Annotated in this window: 15 protein-coding genes; 10 read left to right on the plus strand and 5 right to left on the minus strand. The window is 62.1% G+C overall.

Features of this window, described 5'->3' with window-relative positions:
- Positions 1-7: 7 nt before the first annotated feature.
- Complete coding sequence (locus KUG85_RS01195) at positions 8-904, minus strand: LysR family transcriptional regulator (RefSeq protein WP_065815061.1); 897 nt, start codon at positions 902-904, stop codon at positions 8-10.
- A gap of 145 nt (positions 905-1049) precedes the next feature.
- Here KUG85_RS01195 and KUG85_RS01200 point away from each other — a divergent pair, with 145 nt between their 5' ends.
- Positions 1050-1961, plus strand: coding sequence for a DMT family transporter (locus KUG85_RS01200; RefSeq protein ID WP_223003873.1), 912 nt, complete (start codon positions 1050-1052; stop codon positions 1959-1961).
- Between the two features lie 53 nt (positions 1962-2014).
- The gene (locus KUG85_RS01205; protein ID WP_223003874.1) at positions 2015-2656 is read left to right on the plus strand and encodes an NAD(P)-dependent oxidoreductase; all 642 of its coding nucleotides are present in this window, start codon (positions 2015-2017) and stop codon (positions 2654-2656) included.
- Between the two features lie 17 nt (positions 2657-2673).
- Here KUG85_RS01205 and KUG85_RS01210 read toward each other — a convergent pair whose 3' ends face one another.
- Positions 2674-3432, minus strand: a complete 759-nt coding sequence (locus KUG85_RS01210; RefSeq protein WP_223003875.1) for an SDR family oxidoreductase — start codon at positions 3430-3432, stop codon at positions 2674-2676.
- Between the two features lie 156 nt (positions 3433-3588).
- On the opposite strand from KUG85_RS01210, the gene KUG85_RS01215 reads away from it, so the two are divergent.
- On the plus strand, positions 3589-4134 hold the full coding sequence (locus KUG85_RS01215; protein ID WP_322098558.1) for a TetR/AcrR family transcriptional regulator: 546 nt from the start codon (positions 3589-3591) through the stop codon (positions 4132-4134).
- A gap of 96 nt (positions 4135-4230) precedes the next feature.
- Positions 4231-6048: an adenine deaminase gene (gene ade / locus KUG85_RS01220; RefSeq protein ID WP_223003876.1), complete on the plus strand. Its 1818-nt coding sequence runs from the start codon at positions 4231-4233 to the stop codon at positions 6046-6048.
- Between the two features lie 138 nt (positions 6049-6186).
- Here the strand turns inward: ade and KUG85_RS01225 are convergent, their stop codons facing one another.
- Positions 6187-7368: an alpha/beta hydrolase gene (locus tag KUG85_RS01225; RefSeq protein WP_223003877.1), complete on the minus strand. Its 1182-nt coding sequence runs from the start codon at positions 7366-7368 to the stop codon at positions 6187-6189.
- An 86-nt stretch (positions 7369-7454) separates the two neighbouring features.
- Positions 7455-8912 (minus strand): TrkH family potassium uptake protein, encoded by a 1458-nt coding sequence (locus KUG85_RS01230; protein ID WP_065815065.1) that lies wholly within the window; start codon positions 8910-8912, stop codon positions 7455-7457.
- A gap of 133 nt (positions 8913-9045) precedes the next feature.
- Here KUG85_RS01230 and ilvA point away from each other — a divergent pair, with 133 nt between their 5' ends.
- The 4 genes from ilvA to KUG85_RS01250 all read left to right on the plus strand — a co-directional run bounded on the left by ilvA (position 9046) and on the right by KUG85_RS01250 (position 13867).
- Entirely contained in the window at positions 9046-10332 is a 1287-nt protein-coding gene (ilvA, locus tag KUG85_RS01235; protein WP_223003878.1) for a threonine ammonia-lyase IlvA, read from the plus strand.
- Positions 10333-10341: 9 nt separating this feature from the next.
- Positions 10342-10878 (plus strand): DUF1697 domain-containing protein, encoded by a 537-nt coding sequence (locus KUG85_RS01240; RefSeq protein ID WP_223003879.1) that lies wholly within the window; start codon positions 10342-10344, stop codon positions 10876-10878.
- Between the two features lie 280 nt (positions 10879-11158).
- On the plus strand, positions 11159-12520 hold the full coding sequence (locus KUG85_RS01245; protein ID WP_223003880.1) for a DEAD/DEAH box helicase: 1362 nt from the start codon (positions 11159-11161) through the stop codon (positions 12518-12520).
- Between the two features lie 132 nt (positions 12521-12652).
- Positions 12653-13867 carry an MFS transporter gene (locus tag KUG85_RS01250; RefSeq protein ID WP_223003881.1) on the plus strand — a complete coding sequence of 405 codons (1215 nt, stop codon included), beginning with the start codon at positions 12653-12655 and terminating at the stop codon, positions 13865-13867.
- A gap of 104 nt (positions 13868-13971) precedes the next feature.
- Here the strand turns inward: KUG85_RS01250 and KUG85_RS01255 are convergent, their stop codons facing one another.
- Positions 13972-14808, minus strand: coding sequence for an SDR family NAD(P)-dependent oxidoreductase (locus KUG85_RS01255; RefSeq protein ID WP_065815070.1), 837 nt, complete (start codon positions 14806-14808; stop codon positions 13972-13974).
- Positions 14809-15010: 202 nt separating this feature from the next.
- Between KUG85_RS01255 and KUG85_RS01260 the strand changes: the two genes are divergently transcribed.
- Positions 15011-16045 (plus strand): cysteine synthase A, encoded by a 1035-nt coding sequence (locus KUG85_RS01260; protein WP_223003882.1) that lies wholly within the window; start codon positions 15011-15013, stop codon positions 16043-16045.
- Positions 16045-16785 (plus strand): alanyl-tRNA editing protein, encoded by a 741-nt coding sequence (locus KUG85_RS01265; RefSeq protein ID WP_407673629.1) that lies wholly within the window; start codon positions 16045-16047, stop codon positions 16783-16785. Before KUG85_RS01260 ends, KUG85_RS01265 begins: the two co-directional genes overlap by 1 nt.
- Positions 16786-16831: the final 46 nt, after the last annotated feature.

The raw sequence follows: 16831 nt of genomic DNA on the forward strand, positions 1-16831 counted from the left end.
TGGACGGTCAGCCAGCTCGGGCAGGGAGCGTCTCGACAAGGAAGTCGAGGAACGCGCGCACCTTGGCCTGCACGTGGCGGGCGGAGGGGTAGATCGCGTAGAGCGTGGTGTCCATGGGCGTCCAGTCGGCGAGAAGCGGGACGAGGTGGCCGGAGGCGAGGTCGTCCTGCACATAAAGTCTCGGAATAAGGCTTACGCCGAACCCGGCGCGCAGCGCATCGCGCACGGCGAGGCTCGAGGTGACCTTGTAGCGACCGTTGACCGGCACGCTGACGCTGCGGCCGGCCTTGTGGAAAGTCCATTCGTCCGCGTGGCCTGAAAGCGTGAACTGCACGCATTCGTGGCGGCGCAGCTCCTCCGGTGCGGCGGGTGGTGCGTTGCTTTCGAGATAGGTGGGCGCGCAGCACAGGACGTGGTCGAGGATGAGCAGCCTGCGGGCGATCAGGCTCGAATTTTCCAGCCGATCGCTGCCGCGAATGACCAAGTCGAAACCGTCCTCGACAATGTTGACGCGGCGGTCGTCGAGCCTCAGATCGAGGGTTATCTCCGGATAGCGTTTGAGAAAGCGCGGGATTGATGCCGACAGGGCGACGAGGCTTGCCGCCATGGGGGCGCTGACGCGCAGGAGGCCGCGTGGCTCCTGCTGGAGCGGCCCGAGGGTGGCGTCGGCCTCCTCCAGATCGTCGAGAATGCCGGCGATGCGTTTGTGATAGAGCGCGCCCGCCTCCGTCAGGCTCATGCGACGCGTCGTGCGGTTGATGAGACGGACGGCGAGATGCGCTTCCAGCTCTCTGATGTTCTTGCTGACGGCCGCGGGGGAGAGGCGCAGGCGCCGCGCAGCCTCAGCGAAGCTGCCGAGTTCAACGACCGTGCGGAACACGGTGAGGGCGGTGAAGCGATCCATAATTCAACACTGTCAGTCAATAGTCATTCGTCTGAGTTGCATATTATCAATCGGATCGCAATGAACTAGCTATGCCTTCATGTTTGAAGCCGATAGAGTTCTGAAAGGCAGGTGACCCGTGGCGACTGACAGGGAGCAGAGTGTGATGCGTGCCCATCTGGGCATGCTTTTGTGGGCACTGATCGTCGGGGCCTCGTTCCCCGCGGTCGGCTTCCTGTCCGACGGCTTGCCGCCGCTGCTTCTGACGGCGCTGCGTTTCGCCATCGCGGCACTCGCCATGGTGCCGATGGTGCGCGGACGCGAGGACTGGCGGCCGAGCCTGCCGGCCCTTGCGCTCTACGCGGTGATGGGGCTCTGCCTTGCGGGATTTTTCGGCATCATGTTCTGGGCTGCGCATCGGGTGACCGCGCTTTCCATGTCGGCGCTTTTTGTGACGATGCCTCTGATTGCCTACGGGCTGGGGCGGATGCTGGGCGTCGAGCCGCGGGCGGGCGGGCTGTTGGCCATTCTGGGCCTTGGGGCTCTCGGTGCGCTGGCGCTGGCCATGGCGCAGACGGGCGGCGACCTTGCCCAGTTGCAGTTTGGCTGGAACGAGGTGCTGTTCTTTGTGGGCTGCATTGCGTCTGCGCTCTACCCCGTGCTTTCCAAATGGGGGCTGGCGCGGAACCTGCTTTCGAAGGATGCGGCGGCGCGTACGTTCTGGAGCCTCGCCGGCGGCGGTGTGCTGATCGCGCTGGCCGGTGTGACTTTCGAGCCGGTCGACGCGCTTTCGCGGATGCAGATGGGCGATGTCCTTCTCGTTGCCTATCTCGGCGTCTTTTCAAGCGGCGTGACCTTCTGGCTCATGCAGCGCGGCACGGGTGTGCTGACGCCGGGTGCGGTGACGGCCTACAGCTATCTGGTGCCTTTCGTTTCCATGGTGGTGCTCTTCGTGACCCGGCCGCAACTGATCGGCTGGCACTGGCTGCCGGGCAGCCTGATGGTGATTGCCGCTATCGTGACCCTTTTGAAGCGTGGCTCGGGCGTTGCCTCCCGGCCCGTTGGGCAGACTGGCTGACGCTGGCTGCACCCTTCTTCAAATCTCAAAACACTCAATTCTGGAGGACGATCATGCGGATCGCTGTACTTGGTGCGAATGGAAATGTGGGTTGTCGCGCGGCGGCCGAAGCGCTTGCGCGTGGCTATCGGGTGACGGCCGTAGTGCGGGACAGGAAACGTGTTGCGAATGTGCCTGAAGGCGCGGCGATCGTGGTTGCGGATGTGAGCGACGCAGATGCAATCGCGCGGCTGGCGCGGGAACATGATCTGCTTATCGCCGCAACACGGCCGGCAGGCGGGCATGAAGGCGATCATGCTGCGATGACGGATGGGATTCTGGCCGGACTCAAGGGCAGTTCCGCCAGGCTGATCATGGTGGGCGGGGCGGCTTGCCTCGCCGTGCCGGATTCCGATGGCGGCCTTGTGCTGGATGATCCACGCTTCGTACCGCCGGCGATCCGCCCGATCGCACAGGCAAGCCTTGACCAATACCGGCGTTGCCAGGAGGCCGACGATGTGGACTGGACCTATCTTTGCCCGCCGGCGCTGCTGGAACCGGGCGAGCGGACCGGTCGATATCGGCTCGGTGCGGGGGAATTGTTGCTCGATTCGGCCGGGCGGTCCGCGATTTCCATGGAGGATTTCGCCATCGCGCTGGTGGATGAGGCGGAAGAGGCGCGAAACCGCCGCGCCCGCTTCACCGTTGCCTATTGAGACAGGGCGGTGCTTTCTCAGGCGTTGCTGCCGCCATCAACGGCCAGCGAAGCGCCGGTGATATACTGACCTTCAGGACTGGCAAGGTGGGCGACCATGGCGGCGATATCATCCGGCGCCCCATAGTGGCCCACCGCGTTCAGGGCGCGCTGCCCGTCCGCACCTGGCCCGTCGGCGGGGTTCATGTCGGTGTCGGTGGAGCCTGGATCCACCACATTGACGGTGATGCCACGGGCGCCGACATCGCGGGCGAGCCCCTTGGTGAACCCGATGAGCGCTGATTTGCTCATGGAGTAGAGCGTGACGCCGCCATGGGGAACACGCTGGGCGAAACAGGAACCAATGGAAATGATCCGCCCGCCTTCGCGCATATGCGAAAGGGCTGCCTGTGAGGCGACGAATACGCCCTTCACGTGGATGCCGATTGTGCGGTCGATCTCTTCCACGGTGACGGCCTCCGGCGGGCCGTAGGGGAAGATGCCTGCGTTGTTCACAAGAATATCGAGCCGGCCGAAGGTCTCGGCGGCGGTGTTGACCGCAGCGGTGACAGCCTGCGGATCGGCACTATCAGCCTGAATGGCGAGGCCGCGAGCACCGGTGGCCTCTATCTCTGCCACAATGCCTTCAGCCTTTGCAGCGCTTGCGGCATAGGTGATTGCGACGTCTGCGCCGCGCACTGCAAGACGCCGGGCGATGGCCGCTCCAATGCCGCGGCTGCCCCCTGTGACGAGGGCTGCCTTGCCCTGCAGATCCCGATTGATTTCCGTTCCGGTCATATCGTTCTCCTATTTATGTACCGATCGTTATGAAAATAGTCAGGCTTGAGAAATCGGGTCAAGGAAATTATTTACGGCTTGGTACAAAAGGTATTCGAGATGGCTGGACGCGGCAGGCCCAGAGCATTTGACAGGAACGAAGCGCTGCATCATGCGATGCGGGTGTTCTGGTCGTGCGGATATGAAGGCGCTTCGATGAATGAGCTTTCGCAGGCCATGGGCATCAACAAGCCCAGCCTTTATGCGGCGTTTGGCTGCAAGGAGACGCTGTTTCGCGAAGCGATTGAGCTTTATGGACGCGAGCAGGGCGCACCGGTGAGCGAGGCGCTGGAAGGTGGTGATACCGCGCGCGGGGCGATCGAGCGTGCGCTACGGCTCAATGCCCGCTGCTACAGCGCCCCAGACAATCCCCGCGGCTGCATGGTGGTGACGGCCGCGCTCGCCGGTGCTCCAGAAAACAGCCCCGTGTGCCGCTTCCTCGCCGAAAGCCGCCGCGAGAACGAGGCGTGCTTTCGTCGCCGTGTGGAGCGTGGAATCAGCGACGGCGATGTGCCCGAAAGCGCTGATCCGGCGCGGGTCGCCGCCTTCTATGTGACCGTGTTGCACGGGCTTTCGATCCAGGCGCGTGACGGAGCCTCCTGCGCTGAACTGGAACGGGTGGTGGACAGCGCGATCGCCGCCTGGGACGCCATCGCAAGTTAGTACAGGCGCGCTCTTCTCTCCCTACAGGGATGCGATTTGAGGACTGGCGCGGAAGCCGCGGGTTTGCCAAAGTGCGCCCTCCATCAGGAGGATATCATGCCCGATACAAAGCCCGTGCGATCCACCGAACTCAAGCCATGGCACGCGGTCGCGCCGCTTCTGGTGGATGTGGCAATGGGACGCCGGCCGGCCGATCTGGTGGTGCGCAACGGGCGCTGGGTGAATGTCCATTCGGGCGAAGTGATTCCCGCGACAGATATCGCCATCGTGGCGGGGCGTTTTGCCTATTGCGGGCCGGATGCGAGCCACGCCATCGGTGAGAAGACCAAGGTGGTCGACGCGATGGGGCGCTATCTGGTGCCGGGGCTGTGCGATGCGCACATGCATGTGGAAAGCGGGATGGTGACGGTGACGGAATTTTGCCGTGCGGTGATCCCGCATGGCACGACGTCTATGTTTATCGATCCGCACGAAATTGCCAACGTCCTGGGCCTCGACGGTGTGCGGCTCATGCATGACGAGGCCATGGCGCAGGCGATCAACGTGTTCGTGCAGATGCCCTCTTGCGTGCCCTCGGCGCCCGGGCTTGAGAATGCGGGAGCCGAACTCACGGCCGAGGACGTGGCGGAAGCCATGAACTGGCCTAACATTATTGGCCTCGGCGAGGTGATGAATTTTCCCGGTGTTGCGGCGAATGACGCGACGATGACGGGGGCGATTGCTGCGACTGTGAAAGCTGGCAGGACGGTCGGCGGGCACTATGCCTCGCCTGACCTTGGCCTACCGTTCCACGGCTATGTGGCCGGCGGGCCGGAGGACGACCATGAGGGCACACGCGCGGAGGACGCGATTGCCCGTGTAAGGCAGGGCATGAAGGCCATGCTTCGGCTTGGCTCTGCGTGGTATGACGTGGCAAGCCAGATCAAGGCGGTGACGGAGCAGGGGCTCGATCCGCGCAACTTCATTCTGTGCACCGATGACAGCCATTCTGGCACGCTGGTCAATGACGGGCATATGGACCGTGTGGTGCGGCATGCGATCGCCCAGGGGCTGAAGCCGGTGACGGCGATCCAGATGGCGACGATCAACACGGCCGAGCATTTTCGCCTCGAGCGCGAGCTGGGCTCCATCGCGCCGGGGCGACGGGCGGATTTCCTCATCGTGTCGGACCTCGCCGAACTTGCGATTGACGAGGTGTTCGCGCGGGGTGTGAGGCTGGCGCGGGGCGGGCGGCTCGAAGCAGACATTCCCGCTTATGATTATCCCGAGAAGGCGAAGAACACGGTGCGGCTCGGCAAGGAACTCACGGCAGAGGATTTCGACATTGCAGCGCCGGAAGGCGCGAACCATGTGCGGGCGCGTGTGATCGGTGTGATCGAGAACCAGGCGCCGACGCGGGCGCTTGAAGCCGAGCTCGGTGTCGAGGACGGCGTTGTCGCCATGGACCGGCGCAACGATATCTGCCAGATCGCGCTGGTGGAACGGCATCGCGGCACGGGGCAGGTAACGAACGGTTTCGTCTCGGGTTTTGGCTATATGCAGGATTGCGCGATGGCCTCGTCGGTCGCGCATGATTCACATCATATGATCGTGGTGGGGACCAACAAGGAGGACATGGCGAAAGCCGCCAACCGGCTGGGCGAAGTTGGCGGCGGCGTGGTGCTCTTCTCGAAGGGGCGCGAGCTCGCGCTGGTCGAGATGCCGATTGCCGGGCTGATGTCAGACGAGAGAGCTGAAGTGGTGGCGCAGAAGGCGGCGAAGCTGACCGAGGCCATGCGCGAGATGGGCTGTACGCTCAACAACGCCTATATGCAGCACTCGCTTCTGGCGCTCGTGGTGATCCCCGAGCTTCGGATATCTGACACGGGCATTATCGACGTGTCGAATTTCCGCAAGGTCGATCTTTTTCTTTAGAGCGGTTCACCGTTTTCCGGAAACGCCGCCCGCTCTATATGTCTGTTTTTCCGCATTTATGCGGACGCTAGGTGGAATCACCCGAAAACCGGATTCCACTTTCCAGTCCGATACTCAACAAGCCCTGAGTGAAAGAAATCAGCGACGCCGTCCCTGGCCGGTGGCGAGTTCGATCACGGTGAGCGGCGTGGTGATGACGATGTCGGCCGCCGAGCCGAATGTCTGCCCGAGCCCGCGGACCAGGTTTTCGACCTGGCCGACAACAACATCCTCATTGCCTTCGTTCAACTCGCCCTCGCTGGACAGGCGCTCGCCGAGCAGGCGCACGAGAACGGGGTTTTCGGCAAATTTCGTGTGGTTCAGCCAGTCGCCCGAAGAGACCTTCGTCACGTCGATGACCGTTACGCCGAGGCCCGTCAGATCTTCTGCATTGCGATAGTCGCCGAGCCGGGGCTGATTGCCTGCGATAAAGCCGGACAGTGTCAGCGCCCGGTCGTTCTGCGACGTGAGAACGGCAAAGGGGCGCTCCGGCACGCCATAGCGCCGCATCTGTCCCTTGAAGACGTCTATGTCGATGTCGGGCGAGGCGAGAACGACATCGGCCAGCCTTCCACCGAGATCGCGGTCGCCGGAAATGGCGAGCTGGCGCAGCGCCTCCATGGTGACCCAGCTCCCCATGGAGTGCGCCACCACATCGATGCGCCGGGCTCCCGCGCGGGCGAGTGTGCGCAGCGTCTCTTCCAGCGCGTCGCGGGCCGATGTGGCGCTGTTGCTGTCGTAGACATAATCGATCGTGCGGCCTGCTGACGGCCAGGAAAACAGGATCGGCGTGCCCGCATATTCTGAATCGTGAAAGATCTGCGCGGCGCGATAGACGGCTTCGTCGAAGCCGGTGTTGTAGCCGTGGATGAACACGAGCGCGCGCCCGTTATGCGCGGCGATATCGTCCCTGAGCGCATTCTCGAAATCGCTTTCCCCGGCGAAGAGAATGGCGCGGCGGGCGGCGAAATAACGGGCCGGATCGGCAACCCTGGGATTGGGAGCAAGCTCCATCTTGCCGGTTTCATGCACGGCCGGAACGGTGATTTCCACCTTTGCGAATGCCGGGTCGGGGGCACGCCCACTGGCAAAGATTTCACCCGGTTTTTCCGTCTGCATCCGGTTGGTGGCAATGAAAATGCCGTGAGTTCCTGCAATCTGGTCCGCGCGTGCTGGCGCAATCGTTTCGGCGATCAGGCGCGAGGGATGCGGATTTGCGCAGCCTGCAATCAGCGCGACAAGGAGAAGGACGAACAGATTCTGGAATTTGTGGAATGGCATTCTACAATAACCCTGTTCGTGGCTCGCGGACCGCCAGCGTTTGGCCCGGCATTCGTTTTAGGAGGAAAGAGCTTGCGGATGGAAGGCTATCTTTCCCAGAAAACCGGCGTGAAGATGACGAGAACGGCCAAAATTTCAAGCCGACCCATCAGCATCGCGAAGGCGATGATCCATTTGGCAAGATCGGGAACCGGCGCAAAGCTGCCGGCGGGGCCAACGACCTGGCCAAGACCGGGGCCGACATTGGTGAGCCCGGTCAGCGCGGCGGAAATGGCGGTAACGAAATCGAGCCCGGTCGCGGCGAGCAGCAGGATGATGACCGCCCATATGACCAGAAATGCCGACATGAACAGAACGACGGCGCGTTGCAGGTCGTCGTCCACCGGCCGGTCGCCATAGCGGACCGTGACGATCGTGTTGGGGTAAACAAACCGGCGCAGGCCGTTTGCCAGAAGCTTGAACAGGATCAGGAAGCGATATGCCTTGATGCCGCCGGTGGTGGAACCCGAACAGCCGCCGAGAAACATGGCAACGAACGCGGCCGCGACCCCGAACGCGCCCCATTGCGAATAGTCGTCGCTGGCATAGCCGGTTGTGGTGATGATCGACACGAAATTGAACGCCGAATGGGTGAGGGCGTCGAAGAATGTGTGATCGTGGACGATACGCAGGTAGACGGCGACGGCAAGGACGAACACGATGACGTAACCGGCGAAGACGCGTATCTGTGGATCGCGCAGGGCATCGAGCCGCCCGCGGATCGCAAAAAGGATCAGGATTGAGAACGGCAGCGCGGAGATGAACATGAAGAGCGTGCTGATCCAGAGCACCGCCGGATTGTCGGCATAGTAACCCATCGAGGCGTCGTGGGTGGAAAAGCCGGCCGTAGCGATGGTTGTCAGCGCGTGGTTGATCGCATCGAAGGCGCGCATGCCAGCTGCCGCATAAGCAATGGCACAGGCGAGCGTGAGCAGGGCATAGATGCTGATGAGCCCCAGACCGAAGGTCGAGAAGCGGTCGAAGGGGCGATCCTCGATGTCCGAGGATTCGATGCGGAAATAGGAGACGCCGCCAACATTCAGGAACGGCAGGACGAAGAGGCCCAGTGCGATCACGCCGAGGCCGCCGATCCATTGCAGGATGGAGCGCCAGACGAGCAGGCCGGGCGGCATGCTGTCGAGGCCGACAATCACCGTTGCACCTGTCGCCGTGACACCTGAGACGGATTCGAAAAATGCATCGGCGACGCTGAACTCCACCGACGAGGCAAGCATCGGAACGGCGCCGGCGATGCAGGCCGTCATCCACAACAGATTGACGACAAGGAAGCCGAAGCGGGAGGAGATGACGGGCGCGCGCCCCTGGGTGGCAAGCGATACGCCGATCGCGAGCCCGCCGGTGAAGAGTGCGGAAAAGGCGAAAACCTGCCAGTCGTCATTGCCGTAATAAAGATCCACGGCTGCCGGGATGAGCATGGCGGCCGAGAGATAGATGGCAAAGACCGCCGCAATGTGCAGTGCGGCGCGTACAGCGAGATATTGCAAGGACTGAACCTCAGGCTGCTCATAAAAGCGTCTGTTGTTCGGGAAGCGATCCCCCTCCCTGGCGCGAGAGTGGCGTCCCGCGCCCCGATATGCAATAGCCCGTAGGACACAAGGACTGGATAGGCAAGAGAGCATGAGTGCAGCATCGGGTGATAGCGAATTCGTGGACGCGGTGGCAGAGGCAGCTGGTGCGCTGCGGTCGCTGTTTGCCGAAACGCCGCTTCAGGAGAACGACTATCTCTCCAAGAAGACCGGGGCGCGGGTCTTCCTGAAACGCGAGGACCTGACGCCGGTTCGCTCCTACAAGATACGCGGCGCATTCAATTTCTTCCGCAAGGCGATGGCGCAGGGCGGGACAGGGCGTACATTTGTCTGCGCTTCGGCCGGCAACCATGCACAGGGATTTGCCTATGTCTGCCGCCATTTCGGCTGCAAGGGTGTCGTTTTCATGCCGGTGACGACGCCGCAGCAGAAAATCGACAAAACGCGTATTTTTGGCGGAGATTTCGTTGAAATCCGACTGATCGGCGATTTTTTCGACGATTGCTACAGGGCTGCGCTGGCGTTTGCCGAGGAGAGCGGTGGCGCCATGGTGCCGCCCTTCGACCACCCTGACATCATCGAGGGGCAGGCAACGGTGGCGCGCGAGATTGCCGAGCAGATCCAGGCGTTCGACGGTGTGCGCATGGACGATAGCCTGGTGATCCTACCGGTGGGCGGCGGCGGTCTTGCTTCCGGTGTGACGCGCTATCTCACGGCCAGTGGGGAGGCGGGCTCCTTTGCCTTTGCCGAGCCTGAAGGGGCGGCGAGCCTGCAGCAGGCGCTGGTGCAGGACCGGCAGGTGCGGCTCGACAGGGTGGACAATTTCGTCGACGGGGCGGCGGTGGCCGAGATCGGCGCGGCGCCGTTTTCGCATCTCAAGACGTTTGACGCCGATGCCGTGCATCTGGTGCCGGAAAACCGGCTGTGCGCGACGATGATCGAAATGCTGAACATTGAGGGCGTTGTGCTGGAGCCGGCGGGCGCGCTGGCCATCGACACGCTGAAGGATTTTGCGCCGCAGGAGATTGAGGGGCGCACGGTGATTGCTGTCGTGTCGGGGGGGAATTTCGACTTCGAGCGCCTGCCGGACGTGAAGGAGCGGGCGCTGCGTTTCGAAGGATTGAAGAAGTACTTCATCTTCCGCTTCCCGCAGCGCCCCGGCGCCCTGCGCGATTTCCTCGACCTTCTGGGACCGGAAGACGACATCACGCGGTTCGAATATCTCAAGAAGTCGGCACGGAATTTCGGCTCGGTGCTGATCGGCATCGAGACCAGGAACCGTGCCAATTTCGATGTTCTGACGGGACGGTTCGACGCGGCCGGCTGGGCCTATCAGGACATAACAGACAACGATACGATTGCGGGACTGATCATCTGAGGGGCGAAAGTGTCCAAAACGCGGTTCATTGTGCTCTTTCGTGGGGTGGGTGGTGCAACACAGCTGCCTGTGAAGGAGTTGCGAGAGGTTTTGGGTGAGGGCGGCTTTTCCGGGGTCGCGACTTACATCAACAGCGGCAACGCCGTGCTGACGGCGACGTCCAGTGAAGAGGATGTGCGCAGGCGCGTTGCCGACCTCGCGAAGACGCGCATGGGCTTCCAGAAGGCGATCATGGTGCGCAGCCTCGACGAATGGGAGGCGATGATCGCCGGCAACCCGTTTCCGCAAGCCGAGAATGCACCGACCTGTGTGCATGTTTATGCGATGGAACGCGAACCTGAGCTCGAAAGAGTGCAAGCGCTCAAGGCACTGGCGACTGGGACGGAAGAGTTTCGTATCAACGGGCGCACGCTCTATCTTTACACACCCGATGGCATGGGGCAGTCGCGCTTCGCGCCCAGGATGGAGCGAACCCTGAAACTGGAGATGACCGGGCGCAACTGGCGCAGCATGCTGGCGCTCAGAAGGCTTGCCCGTGATGGGTGAGCGGTTGCGTCGCACAAATTAGCGATTGCACTTTGCCGGCAGATAGCCCATATGACGCCGAGACGCATGGGTCGGCAATGCCGGCTTTCTAAAGAGACTGGTTGCGTCTGAGGCCATCGCCTGCGGGCGAGAGCTTAAGCCGGCATCGCCGGCGCGACAGCGCAGCCGCACGGGGCACCCCCGTCGTCTTGTCGTTCATCCAAACATTTATTCGGCAGGTTGCGCCCTGCCACATATCATTTGCGGCGCCTGTGGGCGCCGGCATGGGAAAGATTGTAAATTGACCAATGACAACAATGCGAAACAGATCGGTTTCGCAGAACTGGGAATTTCAGGCGCGCTGTTGAAGGCGGCCGAAGACGTGGGGTTTGTGACCCCGAAGCCGATCCAGGAAAAAGCCATTCCGGCCATGCTGGAGAAGCGCGACGTGCTGGGCATTGCGCAGACCGGCTCGGGCAAGACGGCAGCCTTCTCGCTGCCCATTCTCTCGCAGATCATCGCGCTCGGCTCCAAGCGTGTGCGCAAGACCGCGCGCGCGCTGATCCTGTGTCCGACGCGGGAACTGGCGGTCCAGATCGACGATGTGGTGCGTGAACTTTCGCGCCACGCGCATCTGGCCACGGCGCTGGTCCTGGGCGGTGTCTCCCGCAACAGCCAGGTGAAGCGTCTTGCCCAGGGTGTCGACATTCTGGTGGCGACGCCGGGCCGGCTGACGGATATCGTGCGCTCGGGCGAGCTTTCGCTTGCCGAGACGCGCTGGCTGGTGCTCGATGAGGCTGACCGCATGCTCGACATGGGCTTTATCAACGATGTGCGCCGCATCGCGCGGGCCACGCATCCGGCCCGCCAGACGGCACTCTTCTCGGCAACAATGCCGAAGGAAGTGGAAGGGCTTGCCCAGAGCCTGCTCAACGATCCGTTGCGGGTGGAGATCGCCAAACAGTCGACCACGGCCGGTGAGATCACACAGCATCTGGTGATGGCGCGCACCAAGCAGAAGCGCAAGATCCTTTCCGACATGCTGGCCGACGAGGCCATGCGCTCGGTGATCGTGTTTGCGCGCACCAAACATGGCGCGGACCGGGTGACGCGCGACCTGGAACGCGACGGGTTCGAGGCCGCGGTCATTCATGGCAACAAGTCGCAGAATGCTCGCCAGCGCGCGCTGAACGGCTTTCGTGATGGGTCGGTGCGCATTCTCGTGGCGACCGATATTGCGGCGCGCGGGATCGACGTTCCAGGCATCAGCCACGTGGTGAACTTCGATCTGCCGGACCAGCCGGAAAGCTATGTGCATCGCATTGGACGCACGGGCCGAAACGGGGCCTCGGGCGAGGCGGTGACCCTGTGCGATCCGGGTGAGACCGACAAGTTGAAGGCGGTGGAGAAGATCATCCGCATGCGGCTGCCAGTGACGGCGGACCATACATCGGAACCCGATCCGGTGCGTCCGGTCCCCGCCAACAACGCCGGCGAGCGCCGCAATGCGCCAAAGCCCTCCAGGGGCGGTGAAAACCGCAAGCCGAAGCGGCCCGCTGCGAAACCGCAGCAACAGGCCGAGCAGCGGCAGAATGAGGGGGACAAGCCTGTGCGCCGCCGGCGCCGGAACCGGAACAGGCGACCCGGCGCACGCGCTGCATAAACTTCATTTCCCGGCTTTCGACATGAGCTGATCGGCCGATAGGCCGGTCTGGCCCAATTGTCGCCGGTCGTCCGTTCGGTTAGGCCAAACCTGTCTGGCGTTGTTGCCAGAGTGGGAGGACATGGCGAAACGATGATCGGTCTTGCGGCACTGGCGATCGGATATGTCCTGTCGCAATTCTACCGGTCGTTTCTGGCTGTTCTGACACCGGCTTTGACAACTGAGCTGGGCGCCACAAAGGCTGAGCTCTCCATGGCTTCGGGCGCGTGGTTCGTCGTGTTCGCCCTGATGCAGTTTGTCGTCGGTGTTTCACTCGACCGCTATGGCCCGCGTCGCACGGCAGCGTTTCTGCTGACGGTTTGCGGTGGGGGCGGAGCGCTGATGTTCGCATTTGCGCCAACGCCGGAAACGATCATTCTTGCCATGGCGCTCAACGGCGCCGGGTGCTCCGCCGTATTGATGGCTTCTGTCTTCATCTTCGCAAAGTCCTTTTCGGCGGGGCGGCTCACCATCCTGATCTCCTGGCTGATCGCCTTCGGCACGCTTGGCAATGTGGTGGGCTCTGCGCCAATGGCTGCGGCGGCGGAGGCATTCGGCTGGCGGAGTGTCATGGGGGGCCTGGCGTTCTTCACGATCTTGACCGGCATCGCCATCCAGTTTCTCGTGCGCGACCCCGAACCGGCAGGTGAAAGCGAGCGGGAAAAAGGACTTGGATTCAATGGCTACCGCGAACTTCTGAGCCTTCGCGTGCTCTGGCCTATCCTGCCTCTGACTGCGCTGAACTATGCACCGGCAGCGGGCATTCGCGGCCTTTGGGCCGGCCCCTATCTTGCCGATGTCTATGGTGCGGACGCGCTCATGATCGGACAGGCGACACTTTTCATGGCCCTTGCGATGTCCGCGGGCAGTTTTGTCTACGGACCGCTGGATGTGTTTTTCCGGACACGGAAATGGGTGGCGGTCGGCGGCAATCTCATCGGTCTCCTCGCCATACTGTTTCTGGCGGTTGTGCCCGTTTCTTCCATTGTCACGACCACGGTCGTGCTCGTCGTCATCGGTCTGTGTGGCGCGAGTTATGGCCTGCTGATGGCGCATGGCCGGGCCTTTGTGCCGGCCCATCTGACGGGGCGCGGTGTGACCCTCCTGAATTTCTTTTCCGTGGGAGGTGCCGGTGTGATGCAGTTTCTGACGGGCGGTGTCGTTTCGGCATCCACCGTGCCGGGTGACCCGGTGGCCGCATATCAGACCCTGTTCATTTTCTATGCTTTCCTGATCGCTCTTTCGCTGGCCATCTACCTGATCTGCAAAGATGCGCCGCCCGAGATGGAGCGGGCACATGGCAGCTAGAGCGTTTCACCGTTTCATGGAAACGCCGCTCCGCTCTATCTGTCTGATTCCCTGCATTTGTGCTGACGTCAGGTGATTCCACCTGACTGCAAAATGCTCCAGGGTCAGGACCTGGCCCGGGCACCTTTCCCTGTTTTCCTGCGTGGCCCGAGGGAGCGCCTGTTCCAGCCTGTCAGGCGATACATGACGTGAAATATGCAGGACGCTGGGAAGAGGCGCAGGAATTTCAGCGGCCAGACAAGGCGCTTTGGGAAAGCGATTTCGAAACCGCTTTTGTGAAGACCTCTGTCAATGCGGCGGGCCGCCTCCGATGCGGTGAGAAGCGCGGGCATCGAAAAGTTTGTCTTGTCGGTGAGCGGTGTGGCGACAAATCCCGGATTGATGACCTGGGTGCGGATGTTGAGTTTTTCGAAATCGTAGCGCAGCCCTTCGACAAGATTGTTGAGGGCGGCCTTGGTCGACCCGTAGGCAGCGGCTGACGGCATGCCGAAAAACGACGTGACCGACCCCATCACGGCGATCTGCCCGAAACCGCGCTCACGCATGCGATCGGAGACCGGCACAAGTCCGTTCAGCGTCCCGAAGACGTTGATCTGATAGCTGCGGACGAAGTTGGTTGTTTCCAGGCGGTCGCCGCGCACCGGAAGATAGGTTCCGGCGTTGAACACGGCGAGGGCTATGGGACCGAGATTCTTCTCGATCTGGGAAACGGTGCGTTCCATCGCGGCTTCGTTCATCACGTCGCACGGAAAGACGAAAATCCGACCGTCGAGATGCTCTGCCTCCCGCGTTATGGAGGAGAGGCCGTCTTCTGCACGTGCGGTGGCTGCAACGGTGTAGCCCTTGCGGGCGAGGCGGATGGCGAGCGCCCGCCCGATCCCGGTGCTGGCACCGGTGATCCATGCTACGCCATCCTGTGGACTGGCCCGGTAAAGCGCCATTCCAATCCCCCTACAGTTCTGGGGCAGGTTTATCGGGCGGTCGGCGCGAAGAAAAGCACCTTGTGGACAGTACACACCGAAAAGGTTCGCTTTGCCACGCAATACGCGACAGCTTTGCGCCCTTTTGGCCTGTTGCGAAAAATCCCTCCTTGCAACCCTCGGGCGGGCTTTCTAACCTCCGCAAAAATCGAAAGAGGACGCCATGAAAAACTCGGTTGTGGATGCCATCGGCAATACCCCGCTGATCCGCCTGAAGCGGGCCTCGGAGGAAACAGGCTGCGAGATTCTCGGCAAGGCCGAATTCATGAATCCGGGGCAGTCGGTGAAGGATCGTGCCGGGCTCTTCATCATCCGCGATGCAGAAAAGCGAGGGCTTTTGAGGCCTGGCGGCGTTATTGTCGAAGGGACGGCAGGGAATACGGGCATCGGCCTGACCGTGGTTGCCAAGGCGCTGGGCTATCGTACGGTGATCGTCATCCCTGAAACCCAGAGCCAGGAAAAGAAAGATGCGCTCAGGGTGCTGGGAGCCGAGCTGATCGAAGTTCCGGCCGTGCCCTACAAGAACCCGAACAACTATGTGAAGGTTTCGGGGCGTCTTGCCGAACAGATTGCAAAGTCGGACCCGAACGGAGCCATCTGGGCGAACCAGTTTGACAATGTGGCCAACCGCGAAGGCCATGTGAAAACGACGGCAGCCGAAATCTGGGAACAGACGGGCGGAAAGGTCGATGGCTTCGTCTCGGCTGTCGGCACGGGCGGCACGCTTGCCGGCGTTGCGGAAGGTCTGCGTCACAAAAACAGGGATGTGAAGGTGGCGCTTGCCGACCCGATGGGAGCAGCGCTCTTCAGCTATTACACCGATGGTGAGCTGAAATCTGAAGGGACGTCGATCACGGAAGGCATCGGGCAGGGGCGCATCACGGCCAATCTGGACGGGTTTGCGCCAGACTTTTCTTATCAGATACCGGATGATGAGGCGCTGCCGATCGTCTTCGACCTGGTGCAGGAGGAGGGGCTGTGCCTCGGCGGCTCCACGGGAATCAACATTGCCGGCGCCATTCGCCTGGCACGCGAACTCGGGCCCGGGCATCGTATCGTGACGGTGCTTTGCGACTGTGGCACACGCTATCAGTCCAAGCTGTTCAATCCGTCTTTCCTGCGTGAAAAGGGCCTGCCGGTGCCCGGCTGGATGGAGCGTTCGCCGGAAATCGATGTCCCGTTCGAGGAGGTGGCCTGATGGCGCAGACGGAGGCGCTTTTTCGTGACGATGCCTATCTGCGGGACGGGGCGGCGCGTGTCGTCGGCATCAACGATCGCGGCGGCATCCTGCTCGACCGGACGATGTTTTACGCCACGTCTGGCGGTCAGCCGGGCGACACGGGACGCTTTACCCGCGAAGACGGCTCGACCATCGCGATCGCGGCGACTGTGACGGGCGAGACGAAGGATGAGATCATCCACGTCCCGGCAGCAGAGCAGGTTCTGCCTGAAGTGGGCGAGACGCTTCAACTGGCGATCGACTGGGAACGCCGTTTCAAGCTTATGCGCATGCACACGGCCTGCCATCTTCTGAGCGTTATCTGTCCGTTTCCGATCACTGGCGCCTCGGTGAACGAGGCGGATTCGCGGGTGGATTTCGATCTCCCGGACGCGAATGTCACCAAGGAAGACGTCACCATCAGGCTGATGGAGCTGGTGAACGGGGACCATCCCGTTTTCACGCGGTGGATCAGCGAGGAAGAACTGGAGTCCAATCCCGGCCTGGTGAAATCGAAGAATGTGCGCCCGCCGCGGGGGGCAGGACGCATCCGGCTCGTGTGCATCGGCGAGGAGGCGGTTGTCGACAGCCAGCCCTGCGGCGGCACGCATGTGGCGAGCACCGCCGAAGTGGGAGAGATTCACATCGGAAAGATCGAGAAGAAGGGGCGGGAGAACCGCCGCTTCCGCATTCGTTTCGGTTCATTGCCGGCGAGTTAGAGCGGTTCATCGTTTCATGGAAACGCTGTTCCGCTCATTCTGTCTG

The sequence above is a fragment of the Nitratireductor rhodophyticola genome, assembly GCF_019891355.1.
GTDB classification, from domain to species: Bacteria; Pseudomonadota; Alphaproteobacteria; order Rhizobiales; family Rhizobiaceae; genus Nitratireductor; species Nitratireductor rhodophyticola.